Source organism: Silvibacterium sp., from assembly GCF_047605705.1.
GTDB lineage: Bacteria > Acidobacteriota > Terriglobia > Terriglobales > Acidobacteriaceae > Silvibacterium.
Window position 1 is genome coordinate 1 of record NZ_JASGFD010000068.1, and the last position, 21,309, is coordinate 21,309.

Annotated in this window: 16 protein-coding genes; 10 read left to right on the forward strand and 6 right to left on the reverse strand. The window is 62.6% G+C overall.

Features of this window, described 5'->3' with window-relative positions; genetic code table 11:
* On the reverse strand, positions 1-252 hold a 252-nt coding region (locus QM649_RS18070; protein ID WP_415200472.1), incomplete at its 3' end, for a dihydroxy-acid dehydratase.
* 207 nt (positions 253-459) lie between these two features.
* Between QM649_RS18070 and QM649_RS18075 the strand changes: the two genes are divergently transcribed.
* Complete coding sequence (locus tag QM649_RS18075) at positions 460-1,347, forward strand: TIGR03435 family protein (protein ID WP_415200473.1); 888 nt, start codon at positions 460-462, stop codon at positions 1,345-1,347.
* Between the two features lie 66 nt (positions 1,348-1,413).
* Here QM649_RS18075 and QM649_RS18080 read toward each other — a convergent pair whose 3' ends face one another.
* Positions 1,414-2,049: a hypothetical protein gene (locus QM649_RS18080; RefSeq protein WP_415200474.1), complete on the reverse strand. Its 636-nt coding sequence runs from the start codon at positions 2,047-2,049 to the stop codon at positions 1,414-1,416.
* 449 nt (positions 2,050-2,498) lie between these two features.
* Here QM649_RS18080 and QM649_RS18085 point away from each other — a divergent pair, with 449 nt between their 5' ends.
* Entirely contained in the window at positions 2,499-4,592 is a 2,094-nt protein-coding gene (locus tag QM649_RS18085) for a radical SAM protein (RefSeq protein ID WP_415200475.1), read from the forward strand.
* Between the two features lie 214 nt (positions 4,593-4,806).
* Here QM649_RS18085 and QM649_RS18090 read toward each other — a convergent pair whose 3' ends face one another.
* Positions 4,807-5,151 carry a DUF6632 domain-containing protein gene (locus QM649_RS18090; RefSeq protein ID WP_415200476.1) on the reverse strand — a complete coding sequence of 115 codons (345 nt, stop codon included), beginning with the start codon at positions 5,149-5,151 and terminating at the stop codon, positions 4,807-4,809.
* Positions 5,152-5,304: 153 nt separating this feature from the next.
* Here QM649_RS18090 and QM649_RS18095 point away from each other — a divergent pair, with 153 nt between their 5' ends.
* From QM649_RS18095 to QM649_RS18115, 5 genes are all read left to right on the forward strand, one after another.
* Entirely contained in the window at positions 5,305-6,327 is a 1,023-nt protein-coding gene (locus tag QM649_RS18095) for an A/G-specific adenine glycosylase (protein ID WP_415200477.1), read from the forward strand.
* Positions 6,324-8,000, forward strand: coding sequence for a M28 family peptidase (locus QM649_RS18100; RefSeq protein ID WP_415200478.1), 1,677 nt, complete (start codon positions 6,324-6,326; stop codon positions 7,998-8,000). Before QM649_RS18095 ends, QM649_RS18100 begins: the two co-directional genes overlap by 4 nt.
* Positions 8,001-8,022: 22 nt before the next feature.
* Entirely contained in the window at positions 8,023-8,583 is a 561-nt protein-coding gene (locus tag QM649_RS18105; RefSeq protein WP_415200479.1) for a hypothetical protein, read from the forward strand.
* 168 nt (positions 8,584-8,751) lie between these two features.
* The gene (locus QM649_RS18110) at positions 8,752-11,430 is read left to right on the forward strand and encodes a glycoside hydrolase family 3 C-terminal domain-containing protein (protein WP_415200480.1); all 2,679 of its coding nucleotides are present in this window, start codon (positions 8,752-8,754) and stop codon (positions 11,428-11,430) included.
* A 177-nt stretch (positions 11,431-11,607) separates the two neighbouring features.
* Complete coding sequence (locus QM649_RS18115; protein WP_415200481.1) at positions 11,608-14,163, forward strand: amylo-alpha-1,6-glucosidase; 2,556 nt, start codon at positions 11,608-11,610, stop codon at positions 14,161-14,163.
* Between the two features lie 69 nt (positions 14,164-14,232).
* Here QM649_RS18115 and QM649_RS18120 read toward each other — a convergent pair whose 3' ends face one another.
* Both QM649_RS18120 and ychF read right to left on the reverse strand, forming a co-directional pair.
* A complete protein-coding gene (locus QM649_RS18120) occupies positions 14,233-14,499 on the reverse strand; it encodes a hypothetical protein (protein ID WP_415200482.1) in 267 nt (88 codons plus the stop codon).
* 109 nt (positions 14,500-14,608) lie between these two features.
* On the reverse strand, positions 14,609-15,703 hold the full coding sequence (ychF, locus tag QM649_RS18125; protein WP_415200483.1) for a redox-regulated ATPase YchF: 1,095 nt from the start codon (positions 15,701-15,703) through the stop codon (positions 14,609-14,611).
* A 181-nt stretch (positions 15,704-15,884) separates the two neighbouring features.
* On the opposite strand from ychF, the gene QM649_RS18130 reads away from it, so the two are divergent.
* From QM649_RS18130 to hpnI, 3 genes are all read left to right on the forward strand, one after another.
* Complete coding sequence (locus tag QM649_RS18130) at positions 15,885-17,111, forward strand: ABC transporter permease (RefSeq protein WP_415200484.1); 1,227 nt, start codon at positions 15,885-15,887, stop codon at positions 17,109-17,111.
* Positions 17,112-17,114: 3 nt separating this feature from the next.
* Positions 17,115-18,371 (forward strand): ABC transporter permease, encoded by a 1,257-nt coding sequence (locus QM649_RS18135; protein ID WP_415200485.1) that lies wholly within the window; start codon positions 17,115-17,117, stop codon positions 18,369-18,371.
* Between the two features lie 207 nt (positions 18,372-18,578).
* The gene (gene hpnI / locus QM649_RS18140) at positions 18,579-19,739 is read left to right on the forward strand and encodes a bacteriohopanetetrol glucosamine biosynthesis glycosyltransferase HpnI (protein WP_415200486.1); all 1,161 of its coding nucleotides are present in this window, start codon (positions 18,579-18,581) and stop codon (positions 19,737-19,739) included.
* A 127-nt stretch (positions 19,740-19,866) separates the two neighbouring features.
* Here hpnI and QM649_RS18145 read toward each other — a convergent pair.
* Positions 19,867-21,309, reverse strand: a 1,443-nt coding sequence (locus QM649_RS18145) for a hypothetical protein (RefSeq protein ID WP_415200487.1), incomplete at its 5' end; no start/stop codon positions are given.

Below are 21,309 nucleotides of genomic sequence, written 5' to 3' on the forward strand. Positions count from 1 at the left end.
GGCGATGCCGTCATCGACGGCGATGGTGTTGAACTCCTTGGCGACGCCGCCGGCCGCTTCGATCTCGCGGGCCACCAGCTGGCCCAGGTCTTTCAGGTGGACGTGTCCCGGGACGAACTGCGTGAAGCTGTTGGCGACGGCAATGATCGGCTTACCGAAATCTCCGTCCTTCATTCCGGTGGCGCGCCAGAGGCTGCGGGCGCCCGCCATGTTGCGGCCGTGGGTAGTTGTCCTGGAACGATAGGGTGGCATGCAAGTACCTCAGTTGAACTGTTAGTAAAAGCCTAGTTGAGCGGGGGACGGCTGTAAAATCGCGCAAATTCTGCCGCATCGCGCCGCTTCCGGGGTTGGAGTGAGAGATGTTTGCGATATCACCTGCGATTCATCTCCCGACTTTTTCCCCGGACCTCCGTCTATCCGCATGGAACGCTTTCATCGCTTGCAGCAGGAAGAGGCGCAATGATCCGCGGTCGCTCGGTTGTCGCTGTCTTCGCGTTTGTTCTGGCCTATATGCTTCCGCCGTCTGCGGAACTGCTCGCGCAGTCTTCTGCCGAAGCCAAGGCGAATCCTGCAAGTTCTGCCGTCAGGCACTGGACCTTCGATGTGGTCTCGATCCGGCCCAGCTCAGACGGTGGCTTTGCCATGGGGGTGGGGCCGGATGGCTATCGGGCCACGGGCGCGCCGTTGGCAGCCACTATCCTTAACGCGTATTTCCCTATCAGGCAGCAGGTCAGGAGCGAGCTGGTTGGCGCGCCCGACTGGGTCTGGAAGACGCGCTATGACTTTACCGGCAAGGTCGCAGCGGCAGATGTTGCAGAGTGGCAGCGCTATAGAGCGGATCCGGCTTCCATGGCTGGCAACCCGATGCTGCAGTCGATGCTGCGGGCGGCGCTGGCCGAACGCTGTGGGCTGCAGATACGCCGGGAACCGGGCACTATCCGCGGGTACGCGCTGGTGCTCGATAAGAAGGGCATCAACCGTAAAGAGGTGAAAGAGGCTTCGGCGGCCATGCCCGACCTGCCGATTAAGGTGCCGATGGTCGGAGGCGGATTCCTTGTTCCGTTCACACGGGGCACATCAAATCCGCAGGTGCAATATGTGCATGTCACCATGGCCGCATTCGCAAACCAGTTGTATGGCTTCGTGGGAGCGGCGGTGGTCGATCGCACCGGACTGACGGGCGCTTACGACTTCAGCCTGCCGAAGCTTCTCGAAGGGGCGCAGGCCGCGGAGGCCAGCCCGAACGACGTATGGGACTTCCAGAAGCTCGGTCTGAAGCTGGAGCCCATCACAATCCCGGTCCAGACCGTGGTGGTGACCCACATCGACAAGCCCGACGCCAACTGACCGTTTTGCCTGGAAAAGCAAAAAGCCCTGCACATGTGCAGGGCTTTTTGCGGATGGAATTACGCCTTAGAACTTGAGGAAGACGCCGGCCATGGGCTCGGAGGTGACGCGGCTGGTACCGGTGGTCAGCGCGGTCTCGCCGAAGTCGGGAGTCTTATAGAAGACGCCGCGATACTGGACGCGCACGCCGAAGTGATCCGTCAGCAGGGACTTGTCGAAGCCGCCGGCGAAGTTCAGACCGGTGCGCGCCTGCCAGGAGACATTCTGGCCGCCGTTGAGCGAGGGCGAAAAGACCACCGCGCTGATGCCGCCGAGGGCGAAGGGCCGGAAGCCGAGGAACCCGGTGGGTGCCTGGAGCAGATAGGAGCCGCCGAACTCGTGCATGTTGTGCTGGTAGCTGTAGGCCTGGTTCGTGTAGTACTCCGCGAAGCGGGTGTAGTTGTAGCTGGCTTCCCAGCCCTCCCACCAGTGGTAGCTCTTGCGGAACGAGCCCTGCGCGCCGAAGGACTTGGTCGGCCGGTCGGTGATGCCTTCCCCGGTGGTGGTCGGGGTGAGCTGGGCGAACCCGCTCACGGCGGCCGAGGAGTTCTTGAGGATGTTCTGCGCCTGGGCGGCGGGGACCAGCAGGGCCGCTCCGGCGAGCGCGAACAGGGCCATGCGGAAGGCGGACAGCGGGGTGCGGGACGCGAAGAAGCGGAACATCGGTGCGGGAAGACCTCCAAAAGAACAATACTAACTGCAACGGAATCACGGCGTCGCAGCCTTTGCCATCGTCCGGGACGTACCCGGAACGGTTCCTGGCAGGCGCTTCGACCCGGGCTGCTGCCCGTTCGGAAGCGGTTTCCGCCCGGCAAGCCATTTATTTGGACGGTTTCGGGACGCTTTGGTGACCGTCCAGCCAAACCTGCCCCCGTTCGGGGGGCGGAATCCCCGTCCGGCTGTGGATTTTCCCCATTCGATACCATCCCGTTCGAACCCCGCCCCGGGAGGGCTATGCTAAGCATGGAAAAGGTCTCCCGGGCCGAGTCATGTCCGGGGACCGGCGCAATCCGCGTAATTTCCGCAAATTATCTGTTTTTGTAGTTCTGTTTTACCCGCCCTATCCCCCTGCCGGGGCCGGCGGTAGAGACGAGCAACAGGAGATTAACTTCATGTCGAAAGCCGTCAAATACGCCGAGCGGGCAGTCACGATTGCAGCCCAGGCTACCTGGACCATCTTCGAGAAGCTGAACAGCATCAAGCAGAACCCGTCGTTCACGCCCAAGTGGTCGGACAAGCCCCTGCTCAAGTCGTGGCAGAAGGAAAAGCCTCCCCTCGGCTGGCCGCGTACGACCGATTCGCTCTGTCCGAAATGCGTTCCCGAGATCCGTCAGCAGATCATCGACGGCAAGCTGCCCCACGAGATTCTGCTGAACGAGAAGGTCGGCGAGATCAAGGCGCAGATCATCGAGCGCGATGGCAAGATCCTGATGGTCAAGGACTGCCCCAAGCACGGTCACTTCGAAGACGTCATGTCCATCGATCCTGCCTTCATGAAGCACCTGGAAGAGGTTTTCCCCGGTCGCGACATCAAGGCGCACAACGATGAGAAGCTGCACGACCACGGCACCTCGACCGTCACGCACGGCCGCGGCTCGGTTCTGACCATCGATCTGACCAATCGTTGCAACATGATGTGCGACCCCTGCTTCATGGACGCCAACCAGGTTGGCTTCGTCCACGAGCTGACGTGGGAAGAGATCAAGACCATGCTGGACAACGCGATCACCATCAAGCCGCGTCGCCAGATGTCGGTCCAGTTCTCGGGCGGCGAGCCGACGCTCTCCCCCTACTTCCTCGACGCCGTTGCCTACGCCCGCAAGGTCGGTTACAACTCCGTCCAGGCCGCGACCAACGGTATCGAGTTCGCGAAGTCGAAGGAATTCTGCAAGGCCGCTGCTGAGGCGGGTCTGCGTTACGCCTACCTGCAGTTCGACGGTATCGGCAACGCCGCCAACTCGCACCGCAAGGTCGGCAACCTGTTTGACGTTCGCGTCCAGGCCATCCAGAACCTGCACGAGGCCGGTGTGGACATCGTTCCGGTGACCACCATCATCAACGGCATCAACAACGAGCAGGTCGGCCGCATCATCAACTTCGCGCTCGACAACCCGAAGACGATCAGCTTCCTGAGCTTCCAGCCGGTTTCGTTCACCGGCCGCGACGAAGAGATCAGCGACGAGCGCCGTCACGCGCAGCGCTACACGCTCTCGCACATGGCGCACGACGTCAAGAACCAGACCGGCCTCGGCGTACCGACCCGCGACTGGTTCCCGATCAGCTTCATGTCCACCTTCTCCGACTGGGCCGATCTGGTTCACGGACCGGACAAGGACTGGGGTCAGCTCTCCTGCGGATGCCACCCGAACTGCGGCATCGGCATGGCGCTGATGATCGATAAGGAAACCAAGGAAGCCGTCCCCGTGACCGCCTTCCTCAACGCCGAGCAGCTCGCCAAGGACGTCGCGAAGGTCAACGACGCGGCCCGCGGCAAGTTCCTCTCGATCGTCGGTGTGACGCTCGCGCTGCTGCGCAACTACGACCCGACCAAGTCGCCCACGCACTTCCGCATCCTCGACCTGCTGCAGAAGTTCGACAAGTGCTTCGGTGCCACGAACCGCAAGTACGGTTCGGTCAAGGGCGACCGTACCATGGCCGACATCGAACAGCGTCGCGCCGATCGCTGGAACTTCCTGTTCATCGCAGGCATGTGGTTCCAGGATCTGTTCAACTACGACTTCCGCCGTACCGAGCAGTGCATCATCCCCTACGCGACGCAGGAAGGCGAAATCAGCTTCTGCGCGTACAACACGGGTGTCGGCTGGCGCAACATCATCGAGAAGATGCACATGACCTCCACGCTCACCAAGTGGTACGACGAGCATGGCCGTCACGAGATCTTCGCCGGTGGTAAGAAGGTCGGCATGACCAGCACCGAGAACAAGAACAAGCTGGTCCTGAACCAGGAGCACGTCGATTCGGCCGCGAACGACACCTTCGACAAGCTGGGCATCGCCAAGAACGCCCGCGAAGAGAAGATCCGCGCCCGTGATGCGAAGCTGAAGCAGGATGCCGAGAACGCCAAGATGGCCAAGCTGTATCGCGAGCACGTGCTCGGCGAGAAGCCGGTCGAAGGCCTGGTCTCGCTCGACTCCATCAAGCCCGCTCCGAAGGCCCAGCCTGAAGAGCCGGTGATGGGCGACTAGTTCCAGCCGTCCAGTGACACGCGGGCTTCGCCCGCAAGACCTGAAAGGCCGCCTCGAAAGAGGTGGCCTTTTTCTTTGCCCGTGCTGTATCGCGCTTCCGACTGGGTGTCCCATATCTCGTGCCGTTCGCGATGTGGGCTCGCACGAAGTCGCGGAGGCCTACTTACGCCTCTGACTCTCTCCCAAGGACGGCCTGTACGGGGCACCTGCGTTTCTATGCTCTGACGTCGCGGGGTCTAAGGAGAACAAGTGCAATCCAGATGACGATCAGCACGCCCACGCCGATCAGTTCGCCGCGCATGACCATGCCGCGCAGCGCCTGGTAGCCCATCACCACGGCGTGCGCAAGGCTTGACCAGGCGGTGAAGGCAATGAGGCTGCGGTGCGCGGCTGGATCGCGGATGGCCAGCAGCAGGAAAACGCCGAGCGCGACATAGAGGCTCATCATCATGGAGAGCGCCGGTTCCTGCGCGAGGAACTCCACCATGGGGTAGGCGAGCGCGAGAAAGAGCACGCCGACAACGCCGAGGGCGATCTTCAATCCAAATGTGCGGCTCATGCCTGTCCTCCGCAGTGCGATGGTACGCACGAGGATACGCGCGCGGCTGGCCGCGGGTTCACGGTTTATGCCGTTAGGCGGAAAAGCACGCCGTACAATCGCTCTATGCCTTCCCCGGCTCGAATCCAGAATCAAAGGCGCGATTTCCGGCAGATGCTGCTGGCGTGGTTCGATGCGCATGCGCGCGACCTGCCGTGGCGGCGCACGCGCGATCCTTATGCCATCTGGGTTTCGGAGATCATGCTGCAGCAGACGCGGGTCGCGGCGGTGATCGAGCATTATGCGCGTTTCATGGGGAGATTTCCCACGCTTGCTTCGCTCGCTCTGGCGAGTGAGGACGAGGTCCTGGCGATGTGGTCCGGTCTTGGCTATTATCGCCGCGCGCGCATGCTGCATCGCGCAGCGCAGAAGGTACACGCGGAGCTCGGCGGTGTGATGCCGCGCACGGCCGAGGGACTTCGCGATCTGCCGGGCATCGGCGCCTACACCAGCGCGGCGGTGGCCAGCATCGCCTTTGGCGAGGCCGCGGCCGCGGTCGACGGCAACGTAGAGCGCGTGCTGATGCGCATCCAGGGCTGGGATGAGACGAATGCGCCAGCCGCGCGGTTGCGCGAGGCCGCGGTGGAGTTTCTCGATACCGCGAGGCCGGGCGATTACAACCAGGCCATGATGGAGCTGGGCGCGACCATCTGCCTGCCGCGCGGACCGCTGTGCTTGCAGTGCCCGGTGCAGCCGCTGTGCGCCACGCGCGGCGAGCACGTGATCGGCGAGCGCAAGAAGATGCAGAGCAAGTCCGTTTCCTATGCCTTCGCACGCAGGCGAGGCCGCGTGCTGCTGTCGCAGCGTCCGAAGGACGCATCGCTGATGCCGGGCATGTGGGAGCTGCCTCCGCTTGATGCGGGCGCTGCGCCCGAAGGCCTTCGCGTGCTCGAGGTGAAACATGCCATCACGGTTACAAATTACACCGTTGGCATTTACGATTTGTCCGAAGCGGGAGATATGGCGTTGCCCGGCGATGCGAGCGCCACGCGCTGGTTCGCCGTATCCGCGCTGCATGAGGTGGCGCTGACCGGCCTTGCGCGCAAGGTGCTGCGCAAACTGGGCGCTTTTCCGAAACAACATGCGGACCTTAAGACATCTGTAACTGATACTGATCAATTTATGGGAGCGCGATGAAGAGCAAGCTGATACTGGTAGCAGGAGCGCTGGCTTTGACAATGCCGGCAGTGGCGCAGCAGGCAACGGTGCCTGAAATTGCAGGTGTTCCGGCGGCGGCGCGGCAGGCCGCGGCCTCGATTGATCCTGAAAAGATTCGCGCGCATGTGCGCTTCCTCGCCGATGACTTGCTCGAAGGCCGTGGCCCTGGCCTGCGCGGGGGAGACATCGCGGCAAAGTACATCGCGACGGAGTTCGCGCTTGATGGCCTCAAGCCTGCGGGCGAGAACGGCACGTATTTCCAGAAAGTGCCGCTCTACGCTGTGCATACTGAGGAAGACGCGACGAAGGCGAGCCTGGTGCCGAACTCCGGCACGCCGCTCGCGCTCAACTACGGCAGCGACTGGGTGACCAAGGATCAGACCGGCCAGGAGTCGGCCGATCTCGATGCGCCGATCGTCTTCGTCGGCTACGGCATCGACGCGCCCGAGTACAAGTGGGACGACTACAAGGGCGTCGATGTAAAGGGCAAGATCCTGCTCGTCATCGTGAACGAGCCGCCTTCGACCGACGAGAAGTTTTTCAAGGGCAAGGCGCTCACCTACTACGGTCGCTGGACCTATAAATACGAAGAGGCTGCGCGCAAGGGCGCGCTCGGCGTGCTCATTATTCATCGCACCGACCTCGCCAGCTACGGTTGGGAGGTGGTGCAGAATTCGCAGTCGGTGGAGAAGTCGTATCTCGCGGGCGATCCTGCCGCGACGCTGCGTGCTGCCAGCTGGATCCAGCTGGACGTCGCGAAGAAGCTCTTTGCCCTTGCAGGCAAGGACGCTGACCAGGAGATCGAGGCTGCGGGCAAGCCGGGCTTCACGCCGTTTGAGCTGCCGGTCCGCCTCAAGGCGCATGTCGCCAGCCGTGTGCGGCATTACATCTCGAACAATGTAATCGCCGAGGCTCCGGGTGCGGATGCTGCGCCGAAGCAGGCCGTCATCTACACCGCGCATTACGATCATCTCGGTATCAATCCGGCGATGAAGGGCGACAATATTTTCAACGGCGCGGGCGATAACGGCACCGGTTGCGGCATTCTGCTGGAGTTGGCGCGTGCCTACGCCGACTCCTCGGTGCGTCCGCCACACGGCGTGTACTTCGCGGCCGTCACGGCGGAAGAGCAGGGCCTGCTCGGCTCGCAGTTCCTTGGCATGCATCCTCCGGTGCCCGCGAAGGACATCTCGCTCGATCTGAACTTCGACATGATCAACCCGATCGGTGTGCCGCTCGATATCGAAGCCGGTGGCGCGGAGCGCACGACCTTTTATCCGACACTCGAGGCGACGGCGAAGGCCTTCGACCTTGCCATCAATCCGGATCACTTCCCGCAGGCCGGCTCCTACTATCGTTCGGACCACTTCAGCTTTGCGCGCGTGGGCGTTCCGGCGTTCTCGATCGACCAGGGTACGCACTTCGAAGGGCATGACGCGGCGTGGGGCGAGGCGCAGGCCAAGGACTATAACGAGCATCGCTATCACCAGCCCAGCGACGAATACACGGACGCGATGGACTTCCGCGGCAACGCCAAGCTGGCGCGCTTCGGGTTCATACTGGGGTGGCAGGCTTCGGCGATGAAGCAGAGCGTCGAGTGGCAGCCGGGCGATGAGTTCGAACGGCCGCGTAAGGCGAGCGAGGCGCAGTAACACGCAGGAGCAGGAGAAAACGATGCGGCGCGGGATGGTATGGGCGGCGATGGTGCTGGCGGCGGGGATGGCGGCGATCAGCGGCCGCCCTGCGCTAGCGCAGGATGCCGATCCCGCGCTGAAGCATCGCGACACCAGCTCTGACGCCGCCTCGACTACGAAACCCAGTCCTGCTGTGAAAGCAAAGTCCGGTGTCTCCACCCTGCCCGACGATGCCTCCGGCGAATACATACTCGACAACAACGGCTCCACGGTCGAAATCACGCTCGAGGGCAACCGCATCAGCGGCTATGTGACGAAGCTGGGAGATGAGGGCAGCAGCGACAAGGACGTTCCGGTGACCTTCTTCTTCACCGATGCGACCGTCGACGGCCATCGCATCACCTTCTCGACGAAGAAAATTCACGGACACTGGTTTTCCTTCGAAGGCGCGATCGAGCGCGGCGATCCGGAGACGACGCGGACCGAGAACGGCTACTACCGGCTGCTCGGCACCTGGACGACGCACGAGGATACCGGCAACCGCCAGTTCCGCCAGCAGGTCAGTTACAAGTCCACGCCCCGCACCGGTAACGAGCCGTAAGACATTTGCCCGGTTCGCACCCGGATTCTGCTCTTCTTCCACGTAAAATCGATTTAATTCGCCCGGCGCATAGCGGAAGCGCACGGGCGTAGACTTGTCCGGTCAAGGACGGGTCTGGTCAGGCCGCGCGGCCTCTGCGCGGACAAAGAGAACAGCGAAGGGATCGCGATGAAGTCAAAGTCGTTGCATTGGGGCGGGGCTGTGCTCGGCCTTGCTCTGCTTAGTTGTACGGGGGCCTGGGCCCAGGAGACGCCTGCCTATCAGAATCCGAAGCTGCCGGTGCAGCAGCGCGTGGATGACCTGGTGGGGCGCATGACGCTGGAGCAGAAGGTCGGGCAGATGGTGAATGGCGCGCCTGCCATTCCGGAGCTCGGCATTGCGCAGTATGACTGGTGGAACGAAGGGCTGCACGGCATCGCGCGCTCGGGCTATGCGACCGTCTTTCCGCAGGCCGTGGGCATGGCCGCCACGTGGGACACGCCGCTGCTCGGCCAGATCGGCTCCACCGTTTCGACCGAGGCGCGCGCCAAGTACAACCAGGCCATGCGCGACGACGTGCACAGCATCTACTTCGGACTGACGGTCTGGTCACCGAACATCAACATCTTTCGCGATCCCCGCTGGGGCCGCGGCCAGGAGACTTACGGCGAGGATCCCTTCCTCACCGGCAGCCTCGGCGTATCCTTCATTCACGGCCTGCAGGGCGACGATCCGAAATATCTGAAGACGGTGGCCACGCCTAAGCACTTCGCCGTGCACAGCGGTCCGGAGCCGACGCGCCACAAGTTCAATGCCCAGCCTTCGGCGCACGATCTCGAAGACACCTATCTACCCGCTTTCCGCATGGCCATCACCGAGGGCAAGGCCGAATCGATCATGTGCTCGTACAACGAGATCGATGGCGATCCGGCCTGCGCGAACAAGACGATGCTCGAGAAGAAGCTGCGTGGCGACTGGGGCTTTAAGGGCTACGTCACTTCTGATTGCGGCGCGGTCGACGACTTTTTCATGGACTACGGCTCGCACTACTCGCCGGATGCCGAGCACGCTTCGGCCTCGGCGCTGCTGGCGGGCATGGACCTGAACTGCGGTACTACCTATAACGTCCTGACCAAAGCGGTGAAGGACGGCCTGGTGCCGGAGTCGGCCATCGATACGGCGGTGAAGCGCGATTTCACCGCGCGCTTTAAGCTGGGCATGTTCGATCCCGCGGCGGATGTTGCCTATAACAAGATTCCCTACACCGAGGATGATTCGCTGGCGCATCGCGCCCTCGCTCTGCGTACCGCGCGCGAATCGATTGTCTTGTTAAAGAATGAAGACAGCTTCCTGCCGCTCAAGCCAGCAGGCAAGACGATCGCCGTCGTCGGCCCGAATGCCGCGTCGCTGCTCGCGCTCGAGGGCAACTATAACGGTGAGCCTTCGCACCCGGTGCTGCCGCTCGATGGCATCCGCGACGAATTCCATGGTGCACAGGTCGTCTACGCGCAGGGTTCGAGCTATGTGGAAGGCCTGGCCGTGCCCGCTCCGCGCACGCTCTTCCATCCTTCGGCGGTCTCGCACGAAGAGGGCCTCAAGGCCGAATACTTCACCTCGACCGATCTCTCCGGCAAGCCGCTGGTGACGCGCGTCGATCCGCAGATTGATTTCGACTGGAACGGTGTGAAGCATCCGGTCGACGGCATCTCCGGTAAGGCATTCTCGGTTCGCTGGAGTGGCACCATCACCGCGCCTGCGCCGGGCGATTACATCTTCGGCATCTGGCTCGCGAGCTGCTATCCCTGCGGCGATCACAAGCATTACGTGGTCAAGCTGGACGGAAAGGAAGTCGCCTCCTACGCCTCGGGTGAGACCGAAGAGGACGAGGAGAGCCACACGCCGAACTTCCTGATGAAGTTCGCAGACACGAAGCCGCACTCGATTGAGATTGAGTACACGCACACCACGCAGATCTTTGGCGCGGGTCTCACGCTTACCTGGGAGCCGCCCGCCAAGGTGCTGCTCGACCAGGCAGTGAAGGTCGCGGAGAAGTCTGATGTCGTGGTCGCCGTTGTCGGCCTCACCTCGAACCTCGAAGGCGAAGAGCTGAAGGTGCATGTGAACGGCTTTGCCGGTGGCGATCGCACCGATCTTGGCCTGCCCAAGGATCAGAAGGATCTGCTCGAGGCGCTTGGCGCGACCGGCAAGCCTCTTGTGGTGGTGATGCTCAACGGCAGCGCTCTCGCTGTGAACTGGGCGCAGGAGCATGCCAAGGCGATCCTGGAAGCGTGGTATCCCGGTGAAGCTGGAGGTCAGGCAATCGCCGAGACCCTGGATGGAAAAAACAATCCCGCAGGACGCCTGCCGCTGACCTTCTACACCTCGGTCGATCAGCTGCCGCCTTTCGATGATTACTCGATGAAGAACCGCACCTATCGGTACTTCACCGGAAAGCCGCTGTACGGCTTCGGCTACGGCCTCAGCTACACGCACTTCGCCTACTCGGGGATCAGGCTCTCGACCGATAAGCTCAGCGCTGGAGACACGCTGACGGTTTCGGCCGAGGTGAAGAACACGGGCAGCCGCGAAGGCGATGAAGTCGCCGAGCTCTATCTCACGCCGCCGAAGACCGATGTCTCGCCGATTCACTCGCTCGAGGGCTTCCAGCGCATTCACCTTGCGCCGGGCCAGAGCCGCCGCGTCGAGTTCAAGCTCGCGCCGCGCCAGCTCAGCCAGGTGGACGATCAAGGTGTTCGCAGCGTGAATGCCGGCGATTACAGCATCTTCGTCGGCGGCCAGCAGCCGGAAGAGGGCAAGGGCGTTTCGACGACCTTCTCCATCACCGGCCAGCAGGCGATGCCGAAGTAGGGAACGAAACAGCAGCAATCGCGAGACGAACAACATCGGCGGCTACAGCATCTATGGCTGTAGCCGCTTGTGTTTGCGGGCGTTGCGCGATGACGGCATCAGCGAAGGCACTGTATGATTCGCGCGGACTTCGTTATCCCGGCGTTTTGCGCCGTAAGCTGGCAATAGGTGAATTTCATGCCGAGAGCAAAAGCATTCATTCCGCGTTCCCTGTTCCTTGCCGCTGCGATTGGTTCTCCTGTTGCGTTTGGCCAGATGTCCTCCATTCCGCCGCTGCCTAATTTTGTGCGCACGACTCCGGCGAATCCGCTTTCCATCCGGCGAGAGGTTGTCGCGGAGAAGCCCATGTCCGTGCTGGGTCCGCGCGGAGCCATCCTCGGCGAGCAGGATGGCAAATTCGAAGCATGGATCTTTCCATGGAAGATCTTCGAGAACATGCGCATCCAGGCCGATATGCAGGACTATCGCGTGCCGATCGATGTGAACGACCATGTCTCGGGCATCGATGTGCAGCCGGATCGCACCATCATCACTTACTCGCATGCGAACTTCACCGTCCGGCAGATCATGGTCGCGCCGAAGAGCTCGAAAGCCGATGCGGCGGTGACTGTCTATTTCCAGATCGAAGCGGTGCGGCCCATGACGCTGACCTTCAGCTTCGATACGGAAATGCAGCGCGCGTGGCCCGCGCCCTATGACGACAAGCCATCGGCTGCGTGGATTCCGACCGAGGGCGGTTCCGGCTTCTACGTTCTGCATGGCACAACGTCCGAGCATGCAGCGGCGCTGGCCATCCCCGGCGCCGAGCCCGGCATTCTGCCGCCCTACCAGGAGCGCGCCGCCGAGTGGCCGGTGCAGTTCGTGCTGCACTTCGAGCCGAAGACAGATACGGACAGGCTCTATCCGCTGCTGATGGCTGTGGGCAACGGCGACTCCAACACCAGTGACGTGGCGATGCATGCGAAGCTCGCTGCGATGGACGCCTCTGCCGAGGCCGACTATCGCGCGAACGCCGACTACTATCAGAAGCTGGTCAACGACCATGCCTCGCTCGACTCGCCCGACGCCAGCCTGAACGCGGCATTCTCATGGGCCGCGGTGGCCATCGACCAGCTGCGCGTCGTCACCATCGACGGCAAGGAGCAGGCTCTGACTGCGGGCTTTGTAGACTCGGGCGGCGCGGCCAGACCGGGCTTCGGATGGTTCTTCGGGCGCGACGCGCTGTGGACGCTCTACGCGGTGAACAGCTATGGCGGCTTTGACACGACGAAGGAAGAGATCGAGTTCCTGCTCCACCGCCAGCGCGACGACGGCAAGATCATGCACGAGTGGTCGCAGTCGGCCACGCTGGTGGATTGGAAGTCCATGCCTTACGAGTACGCGGCAGCCGATGCTACCGAGCTGCTGCCCATGGCGATGAACGACTATCTGAATATCAGCGGCGACACGGAGTTCATCCGCACGCACTGGGATCAGATCGTCAAGGCCTGGGGCTTTCAGACCGGGCACGACTCGGCTGACGGCATTGCCAATAACAGCCAGGGCACCGGTTGGGTGGAGTCATGGCTGCGCGCGCGTACGGATGGCCAGTCGGGCTGGGTGCCGACGATGCCCGAGCAGGAAATCTACATGGCTGCGATGGATGAGCAGGCAAGCCTCGCCTTCGCGCGGCTGGCCGATGCCACCGGCCACAGCGACCTGGCGTCGCAGGCGCGAGACCGCGCCGGGAGGATTCGCGCGGTCATCGAGAAGGACTACTACCTGCCCGACCAGCAGTTCTACGCCTTCAGCCGCAATGCCGACGGCACAACGGATAACACCGCAACCATTTTCCCGTCCGTCGCGTGGTGGGATGGGACGGCCTCGCTCGCGCAGCCGAAGTCGATGCTGAACCGCTGGGCCTCGTCGGAGTTTTCGACCGACTGGGGCACGCGCATTCTGAGCGAGAAGACCCCGTTCTACGACCCCATCAGCTACCACCAGGGTTCGGTGTGGCCGCTCTTCACCGGTTGGGTGTCTGTGGCGGAGTACCGTGCCGGGCGGCCGCTCTCGGGCTACGCGCACCTGATGCAGAACGCGAACCTCACCTACGCGCAGGACCTGGGCGCGACGACTGAGCTACTCTCCGGCCAGTTCTACCAGGTGCTTGGACGCAGCACGGCGCACCAGCTCTGGTCTTCGGCCATGGTCATCTCGCCGATCCTGCGCGGCATGTTCGGGCTCAGCTGGAATGTGCCGGAGTCTTCGCTCTCCGTCGCGCCGCAGCTACCCGCATCGTGGGACCACGTAACGCTGCGCAACCTGCCCTTCGGCCAGGGCAAGTTCGATCTCAACTTCACGCGTCGCGGGCAATCGTTGGTGGTAACGGCGACGGGTGAGGCGGGCATGAAGCTGACCTCGCCGGTTCCGGGCGCGAAGAGCCTGGGCTCGACGATCACGCTGCCGTTGCCCGCCGTCGAGGCCGGCATTCATTCCGAACTGCCGCCTTTCGGCGACCAGACGCGGCAGATGAAGGTGATCGACCAGGAATACAGTGGCCGCGCGCTGACGCTGACGCTCGCCGCATGGGGCGGCACCACGCAGCAGATCGACCTGCGCGCGAACGCGCCGAAGCTGAAGCTGACCAGCGAAGAGGGGACAATCGGCGAGGAGAAGAATGGTGTCTCTCCGCTGAGCGTAAGTTTCCCCGGCGGGGATGCATATGTAACTAAAACGGTTACGATTCGCTGGTAGGCTGTTGGATCTTATGGCGAAGGCCTTGTCCCGGAAGATCAGGGTGAGGTCTTACGCTGACGGTCCTGCTTAAGCTTTACGCTGGCGCTCTAGGGCGTCGAGCCGCGCATCATGCTGGCCCAGCGTGCGGTAAAACTCTTTGATGTCGTCGCGGAGTTCGTTGATCTGGGCAGTGAGGTCAGCCCTGAGTCCGTCAACTTTGCTGTCGATCTTGTTGTCGATGCCGTTGATCTTGGAGTCGATCTTCGCATCCAGCCGGGCATAATCCTGTCGATTCAGCAGGATGCCGATCAACACCACCAGCGTCGGAATCATGATCGTCAACGTGGCTTGCACGGCGCGGTCCTCCCCGGCTTGCTGTCATTCTAGCGCGCAAAAAGGCGTCCGAAGCGAATTCGGACGCCTTTCGATGCTGCATGGGGACCCGTTCGTAACCTGAAACGGGCTAGACGTTGAACTTGAAGAACAGGATGTCGCCGTCCTTCACCACGTACTCCTTGCCTTCGGAGCGCAGCAGGCCCTTTTCCTTTACCGCCTGTTCGCTGCCCAGCGCGAAGAGGTCGTCGGAGGCGTAGCAATCGGCCTTGATGAAGCCGCGCTCGAAGTCCGAGTGGATAACGCCAGCCGCGCCAGGAGCCTTGGTGCCGCGGCGGATGGTCCATGCCCGGACCTCCTGCACACCGGCCGTGAAGTACGTGATCAGGTCGAGCAGCGCGTAGGCGGCGTGGATGAGGCGGTTGAGGCCGGGCTCCTTGAGGCCCATATCGGCCAGGAATTCGGCGCGCTCCTCGGGTTCAAGCAGTGCGATTTCGCTCTCCATTGCGCCGCAGATGCGGACGACCTGCGCGCCTTCCTCCTTGGCGCGCTTTTCGACGGCCTCGGTGTGGGCGTTGCCATTCGCCAGCGCGGCTTCGTCGACATTCGCGACATAGAGCTGCGGCTTGGCGGTGATCAGGAAAAGCTCGCGGGAGATCAGCTTCTCTTCCGGCGTCAGGTCGACGGTGCGCGCCGGGCGGCCGGCATTCAGCGCTTCGAGCAGCTTGTCGAGTACTTCGAGCTCGGCCTTGGCCTTCGCGTCCTGGCTCTTGGCGGCGCGTTCGGTGCGGGTGCGCCGCTTCTCCACGGTGTCGAGGTCGGCGAGCATCAGCTCCGTGTTGATCACGTCCATGTCGCTCAGCGGATTCACGCCGCCGGCCACGTGGATGACCTCATCGTCCTCGAAGCAGCGGACGACGTGGGCAATGGCGTCCGTGGCGCGGATATGGCCGAGAAACTGGTTGCCGAGACCTTCACCCTTGGAGGCGCCTGCCACCAGGCCGGCGATGTCGATGAACTCCATCGTGGTGGGGACCAGGCTCTTGGGCACGATCAGGTCGGCGATCTTCTGCAGGCGCTCATCGGGAACGCTGACGACGCCGGTATTCGGGTCGATGGTGCAGAAGGGGTAGTTGGCCGCCTGGGCCTTGGCCGAGGTGAGTGCATTGAAAATGGTGCTTTTGCCGACGTTCGGCAGTCCGACAATTCCGCAGTTCAGAGGCATCGATTCTTCCTTCTCTTTTATTCAACCATGGCCGGGGAACCGGCGGGGCTGCGGCTGCGTATCCTGCTGTCAGGGCATGGGCGGAGCGTGCCCGAAAACGGCTTTGCCTCCGTTGCTACACTGCTTCTACCCGGAAAAGGCCCGGGATCGGACACAGCAACAGAAATCTGCGGATGGCGGGATGAATTTTAAAGAAGCGATGAAAATGGCCCTGCAGTCGCTCTGGGCCAACAAGCTGCGCTCAATCCTCACGCTCATCGGCGTGGTCATTGGCGTTTCGTCCGTCATCGCCGTTATGACGCTTACCAACGGCGTGAACAAATTCGTCGCCACCAAGGTCTATGGCTATGGCGCGGATGTCTTTACGCTGACCAAGCAGTCGCCGGTCATCTTCAGTTACGAGCAGTGGCAGAAGTACCAGAAGCGCAAGAAGCTTACCCTCGACGATTACAAGGCCATCGCTACCCAGTGCCACACCTGCCAGAGCGTCGGGGCGCTGCTCAACAACAGCGGTAAGGTCGTCTACGGCAACCATTCGAGCAACAACACGGACATCCGCGGCTGGACGTGGAACATGCCGCAGATCTCGAACATCAATATCGCGCTGGGCCGCAGCTTTGTTCCTGCCGATCAGGACTACGGCACCCGCGTCGCCATCGTCGGTTACGACATCGTGGACAACCTGATGCCGAACGGCGATCCGCTGGGCAAGGAAATCCGGGTGGACGGCGAGCCGTACACGATCATCGGCGTGGGCGAGCGGCAGGGCAAGACTCTCGGCGCAAGCCAGGATAACTACGTCGCCGTGCCGATCACCGCCTTCCAGCACACCTATGGCACCAATGACAGCGTCGATATCTACGTGAAGGCGGGTGCGGTCGGCCCGGTCCTCGAGACTGCTTCCGACGAAGCGCGTGTGCTGCTGCGTTCGCGCCGCCACGATGCGCCGGGAGCAGAGGACAGCTTCGAGCTCTCGACGAATGAGACCTTCGTCGGACTTTGGAAGAGCATCAGCTCGACCTTCCTGTTTGTGGTCATCGGCGTCGCCTCCATCTCGCTGGTGGTTGGCGGCATCGTCATCATGAACATCATGCTTGTGTCGGTAACCGAGCGGACGCGCGAGATCGGCGTGCGCAAGGCGCTGGGCGCGCGCTACCGGGACATCCTGCTGCAGTTCCTTATCGAATCGGGCACCATGTCGCTGCTGGGCGGCATTCTCGGGATTGTGGCCGGCGCGGGCGTGGCCCAACTGGTCACGCTGCTGGTCGGTTTCCCGTCTGAAGTTTCGATCCTGTCCGTGCTGCTGGCCGTCATCGTTTCGGGCAGCATCGGCGTATTCTTTGGCGTGTATCCGGCGCGGCGGGCGGCCATGCTCGACCCCATCGTCGCGCTGCGATCGGAGATGTAGGCTATGCAATTCGGAAGCACAGGCGAGTCAGTCCGGATGGCGCTCGAGACGGTGCGCACCAACAAGCTCCGCTCCGGCCTTACGATTCTCGGTATCGTCATCGGCGTGGTCACGGTCATCACCATCTCGTCGATCATCAGCGGCCTCAACAACAACGTGCAGAGCTGGGTCGATTCGCTTGGCTCGAATGTGCTGTGGATCTACCACATGCCGGTCATCGGCGTGCAGCCCACCACGGAGATGCTGGCGCGCAAGAGAATGACCTATGAAGATGCGATGGAGATGCGCACTCTGCCGCATGTGACGGCGGCCAATGCTGGGGTCCGCCACGTGAATCCGATCTTCCAGGTCGGTGTGATCGGCATCAAGTACGGCAACAAGAAAACGCAGGGAACCATGCTCGAAGGGGACACCACGGCCATCGCGGATGTCTCGAGCCTGGTCTTCACGCAGGGCCGCCTCTTTACGCAGCAGGAGGACGATCGCGCCTCGAATGTCGTCATTCTTGGGCACGACGCGGCGCAGAAGCTCTTTGGCACCGGTGACGCCATCGGCAAAGAGGTGGAGATCGAGGGCGACCTCTTCACCGTCATCGGCGTGGTCGACAAGCAGAAGCAGGCCTTCGGCGGCGGCGACAATCCCGAGGACAACAAGGCCATCTTCCCCTTCCGCACCTTCAAGAAGCTGCATCCGGAAGACAAGGACCTGTGGCTGAGTGTGAAGTATGACGATCCGAAGAACCGCTCGCTCGTGGAAGACGAGCTGCGTGAGCTGTTGCGCCGCCGCCGCAAGGTAAAGGTATGGCAGCCGGATAACTTCGAGATCTTCGCCCCGGACTCGATTGCGCGGCTCTGGAATGAGCTCACCGGCGGGCTCGCCATCTTCATGGTCGCGGTCTCGAGCGTAGGCCTGATGGTCGGCGGTGTCGGCGTGATGAACATCATGCTCGTGTCAGTCACCGAACGCACGCGCGAGATCGGCGTGCGCAAGGCATTGGGCGCGACCAAGCGGAACATCCTCGTGCAGTTCACCACTGAGGCCACGACGCTCTGCGCGATCGGCGGCATCATCGGTATCCTCGGCGGAGCCATCATCACGCTGCTCATCCGCCTGCTGATCTCCGTCCTGCCTGCAACCATGTCCGCGACCTGGGCCATCATCGGCTTTACCGTGTCGCTGGCGATCGGGCTGATCTTCGGTATCTATCCGGCATGGAAGGCCGCGACGCTCGATCCGATCGAGGCGCTGCGGTACGAGTAGACCGAGTGTGTAGGGGATGGATAGACCTGCGCGGGCTGGTGTGCGGCACCCGTGGCCTCTCAACAGGCGAAATCAGGGTGCCCATCCAAGCTCCACTTGGGTGGGAGGATTCGAACCCTGACCCCGGCGGGCTATTTGCGCGCAGTCGAATAAAGGTCAGAGCAGGGCACTACACCCTGCACCCCATCCCCTATACCCTGTTTCTAGATGCTAGCCACTGTCGTCGCCTCGCTCACCACCATCCTCACCTTCGCGGGACTCTTCTACTCCATCGTTGCGCTGTGGGGCGCGCGCAATTTCATGCGCCGCCGGCGCAAGCCGGAGGGATTCGCGCCGCCGGTCAGCATCCTCAAGCCGGTGAAGGGCTTCGACCCTGGGATGTATGAGGCTTTCGCCAGCCATTGCCGTCAGCAGTACGCGGGCGAATATGAAATCCTCTTCGGCGCGGCCAGCATCGACGATCCCGCGGTGGCTGCCGTCGAGCGGCTGAAGGCTGAGTTCCCCGAGCGGGCGATCCGTCTCGTGCTCTGCCCCGAGGTGCTGGGGCTCAACGGCAAAATCAGCAACGTGGCGCAGATTGCAGCACAGGCTCGCTACGATCACCTCCTCATCAACGACAGCGACATTCACGTCTCGCCGCGCTATCTCGAGCGCATCGTCGAGGGATTCACCCACACGCGCAAGGGGAAGACCGTGGGTATGGTGACGGCGCCCTATCGCGGCCGCTCGCACGAGACATTTGGCTCGAAGCTCGAATCGCTCGGCATCAGTACCGATTTCTTCCCCGGTGTTCTCACGGCGTTGCTGCTCGATGGCGAGATTCGCTTCGGACTCGGCTCGACGCTGGCTGTTTCGCGTCCGGCGCTCGATGCCATCGGAGGCTTCGCGCCGTTGGCCGACTGCCTCGCCGACGACTACGAGCTTGGCTTCCGCATCGCGCAGGCAGGCTATGCCGTCGAGCTGAGCCACGAGGTCGTCGAGACCTCCGTCCCCGCCTACCATCTGCGCGGCTTCATGGATCACCAGCTGCGCTGGGCGCGCGGCATCCGCGATTCGCGCAGGGCAGGCTACTTCGGACTGCTCTTCACCTTCGTGCTGCCGTGGGCGCTGGCCAATGTGGTCACGCAGGGCGCAAGTCTGGCGAGCCTCGCGCTGCTCAGCCTTGCGCTGCTGGTACGTGTAACGGTCGCGCTGACGATGGGCGTCGGCATCCTCGGCGACCGGCAGGTGCTGCGTGATCTGTGGCTGCTGCCGGCGCGGGATCTGGTGCAGGTGTGGGTGTGGACGTGGAGCTTCGCCAGCGACACGGTGACATGGCGCGGGTATAAGTTCACGCTGCGGGATGGGAAGCTGATGAAGCAGGGGTAAGGCGGTGAGTAGAAAAGCGGTCAGGGATGAAGGGCTAGCTGTCAGTCGCAAAAGCGGCCAGTGGCGATGGTGCGCTGACCGCTTTATCCCTAACCGTTTTGTGACTATCGACTCACCGCGTTGCCGCTCAGAACGCCGCCCCGCCATTGTTCGGTTCGTTGCTCACAATCTCCCGCCCGCCGTCGTGTGCGATTACGTAACTCTGTCCCGGCAGCTCGGGAAGTGAGTCGGGTGAGGTCCACAGGAAGACGCGGCCCGGGCCATCCCACAATTTGGCCAACGCGTCATGATCGACGAAGACCGGCGGCGCATCGGAGGCGAGCGAGCCTGGGGCGAGATCACCGGCAGGCGTCGACAAAATTTGGATGGGCCGCCCGAGATAGAAGCCGAGCGCGGAAGCATCCTCATAGCGGCCGTTGATGACAACGGCATCGCCTTGTTCGACTTCCGGCTTGATCGCTTCGGCGAGGATTGCCGAAGAGAAGACCGGAGAGAAAGTGTTGAGCGCGATGTGCGCGGCGATCAGCACAAAGGCCATCATGCCGGCGAGGAAGCAGTTCGCGAGCCGTGCCTTGCCCTTGAGACGCAGGATGAGGTTCGCGGTTACGCCCACAGCCACGGCTGCCGCGAAGATCAGCAGCGGGATGCGGAAGGCTCCCATCGATGCAAAGGTGAGGTCGGCGAGATAGCCGAAGAACTGGTGCGGCTGCTCGGCGTGCAGGTTCAGCAGTGTGGCGATGTCGACGGCGAAGCCGGGAAAAGGCGCGCGCAGGCCGAGCACCACGGCGGTGATGGCCTTGATCATGCCTGCCACGAACAGCACCCACGCCACGATGCGGCCGTAACGTGAAGGAGCATTCTCTTCGACTGCGAGCCAGGTTGCGGCAAGGATGGCGAAAGGCGGCAGCGCCGGCAGCATCGAGTATTCATGCCGCTGAAAGATGCTGAACCACAGCACCGCAACCGCCAGCCACAGCACCAGCAGCAGCAATCCCTGCTGGCGGCAGTCGCGCTTTGCTGTGCGGTCGAAATGCTTCTTCCGCAGCCGGCTGATCCCGGCCAGCGCGAAGAAGGTCCACGGCGCAATCCAGAAGAGCAGGAAGTCCCAGAAGAGGAGCAGCGGCGTCACCGCGGGTCGGGGCAGCGCGGTGAGATACGGATGATGCGGGTTCGCATGGTGCGCGAGGATGCGCCACGGCAGCGCCGCCGCGCAGAAGACCACGACGATCACGGCCGGATGCCACTTCCGCAGGTGAGCGAAGTCGCGGGTGAAGAAAAGGAACAGCAGCGCGATGAGCACCGGCAGCAGCGCGCCGGCAAGGCCTAATGTCAGTGAGCCGAGAGCGCAGCTGAGCGCAAAGCCGATGGCCGTGCGCAGCGTGGGCGCGCGCAGCGAGCGCCAGAAATAGAAGATCGCCGCGGTAATCCACAGCGTGCACAGCAGGTGTGGATAAAGCAGGTGCGAGAAGAGAAAGATGCCGCTCGAAGTGAGCAGGATGAGCGCGCCGTAGAAGCCCGCCACCGGCGTAAGGCACATGCGCGAGGCCAGAGCGAGCGCCAGCAGGACGAG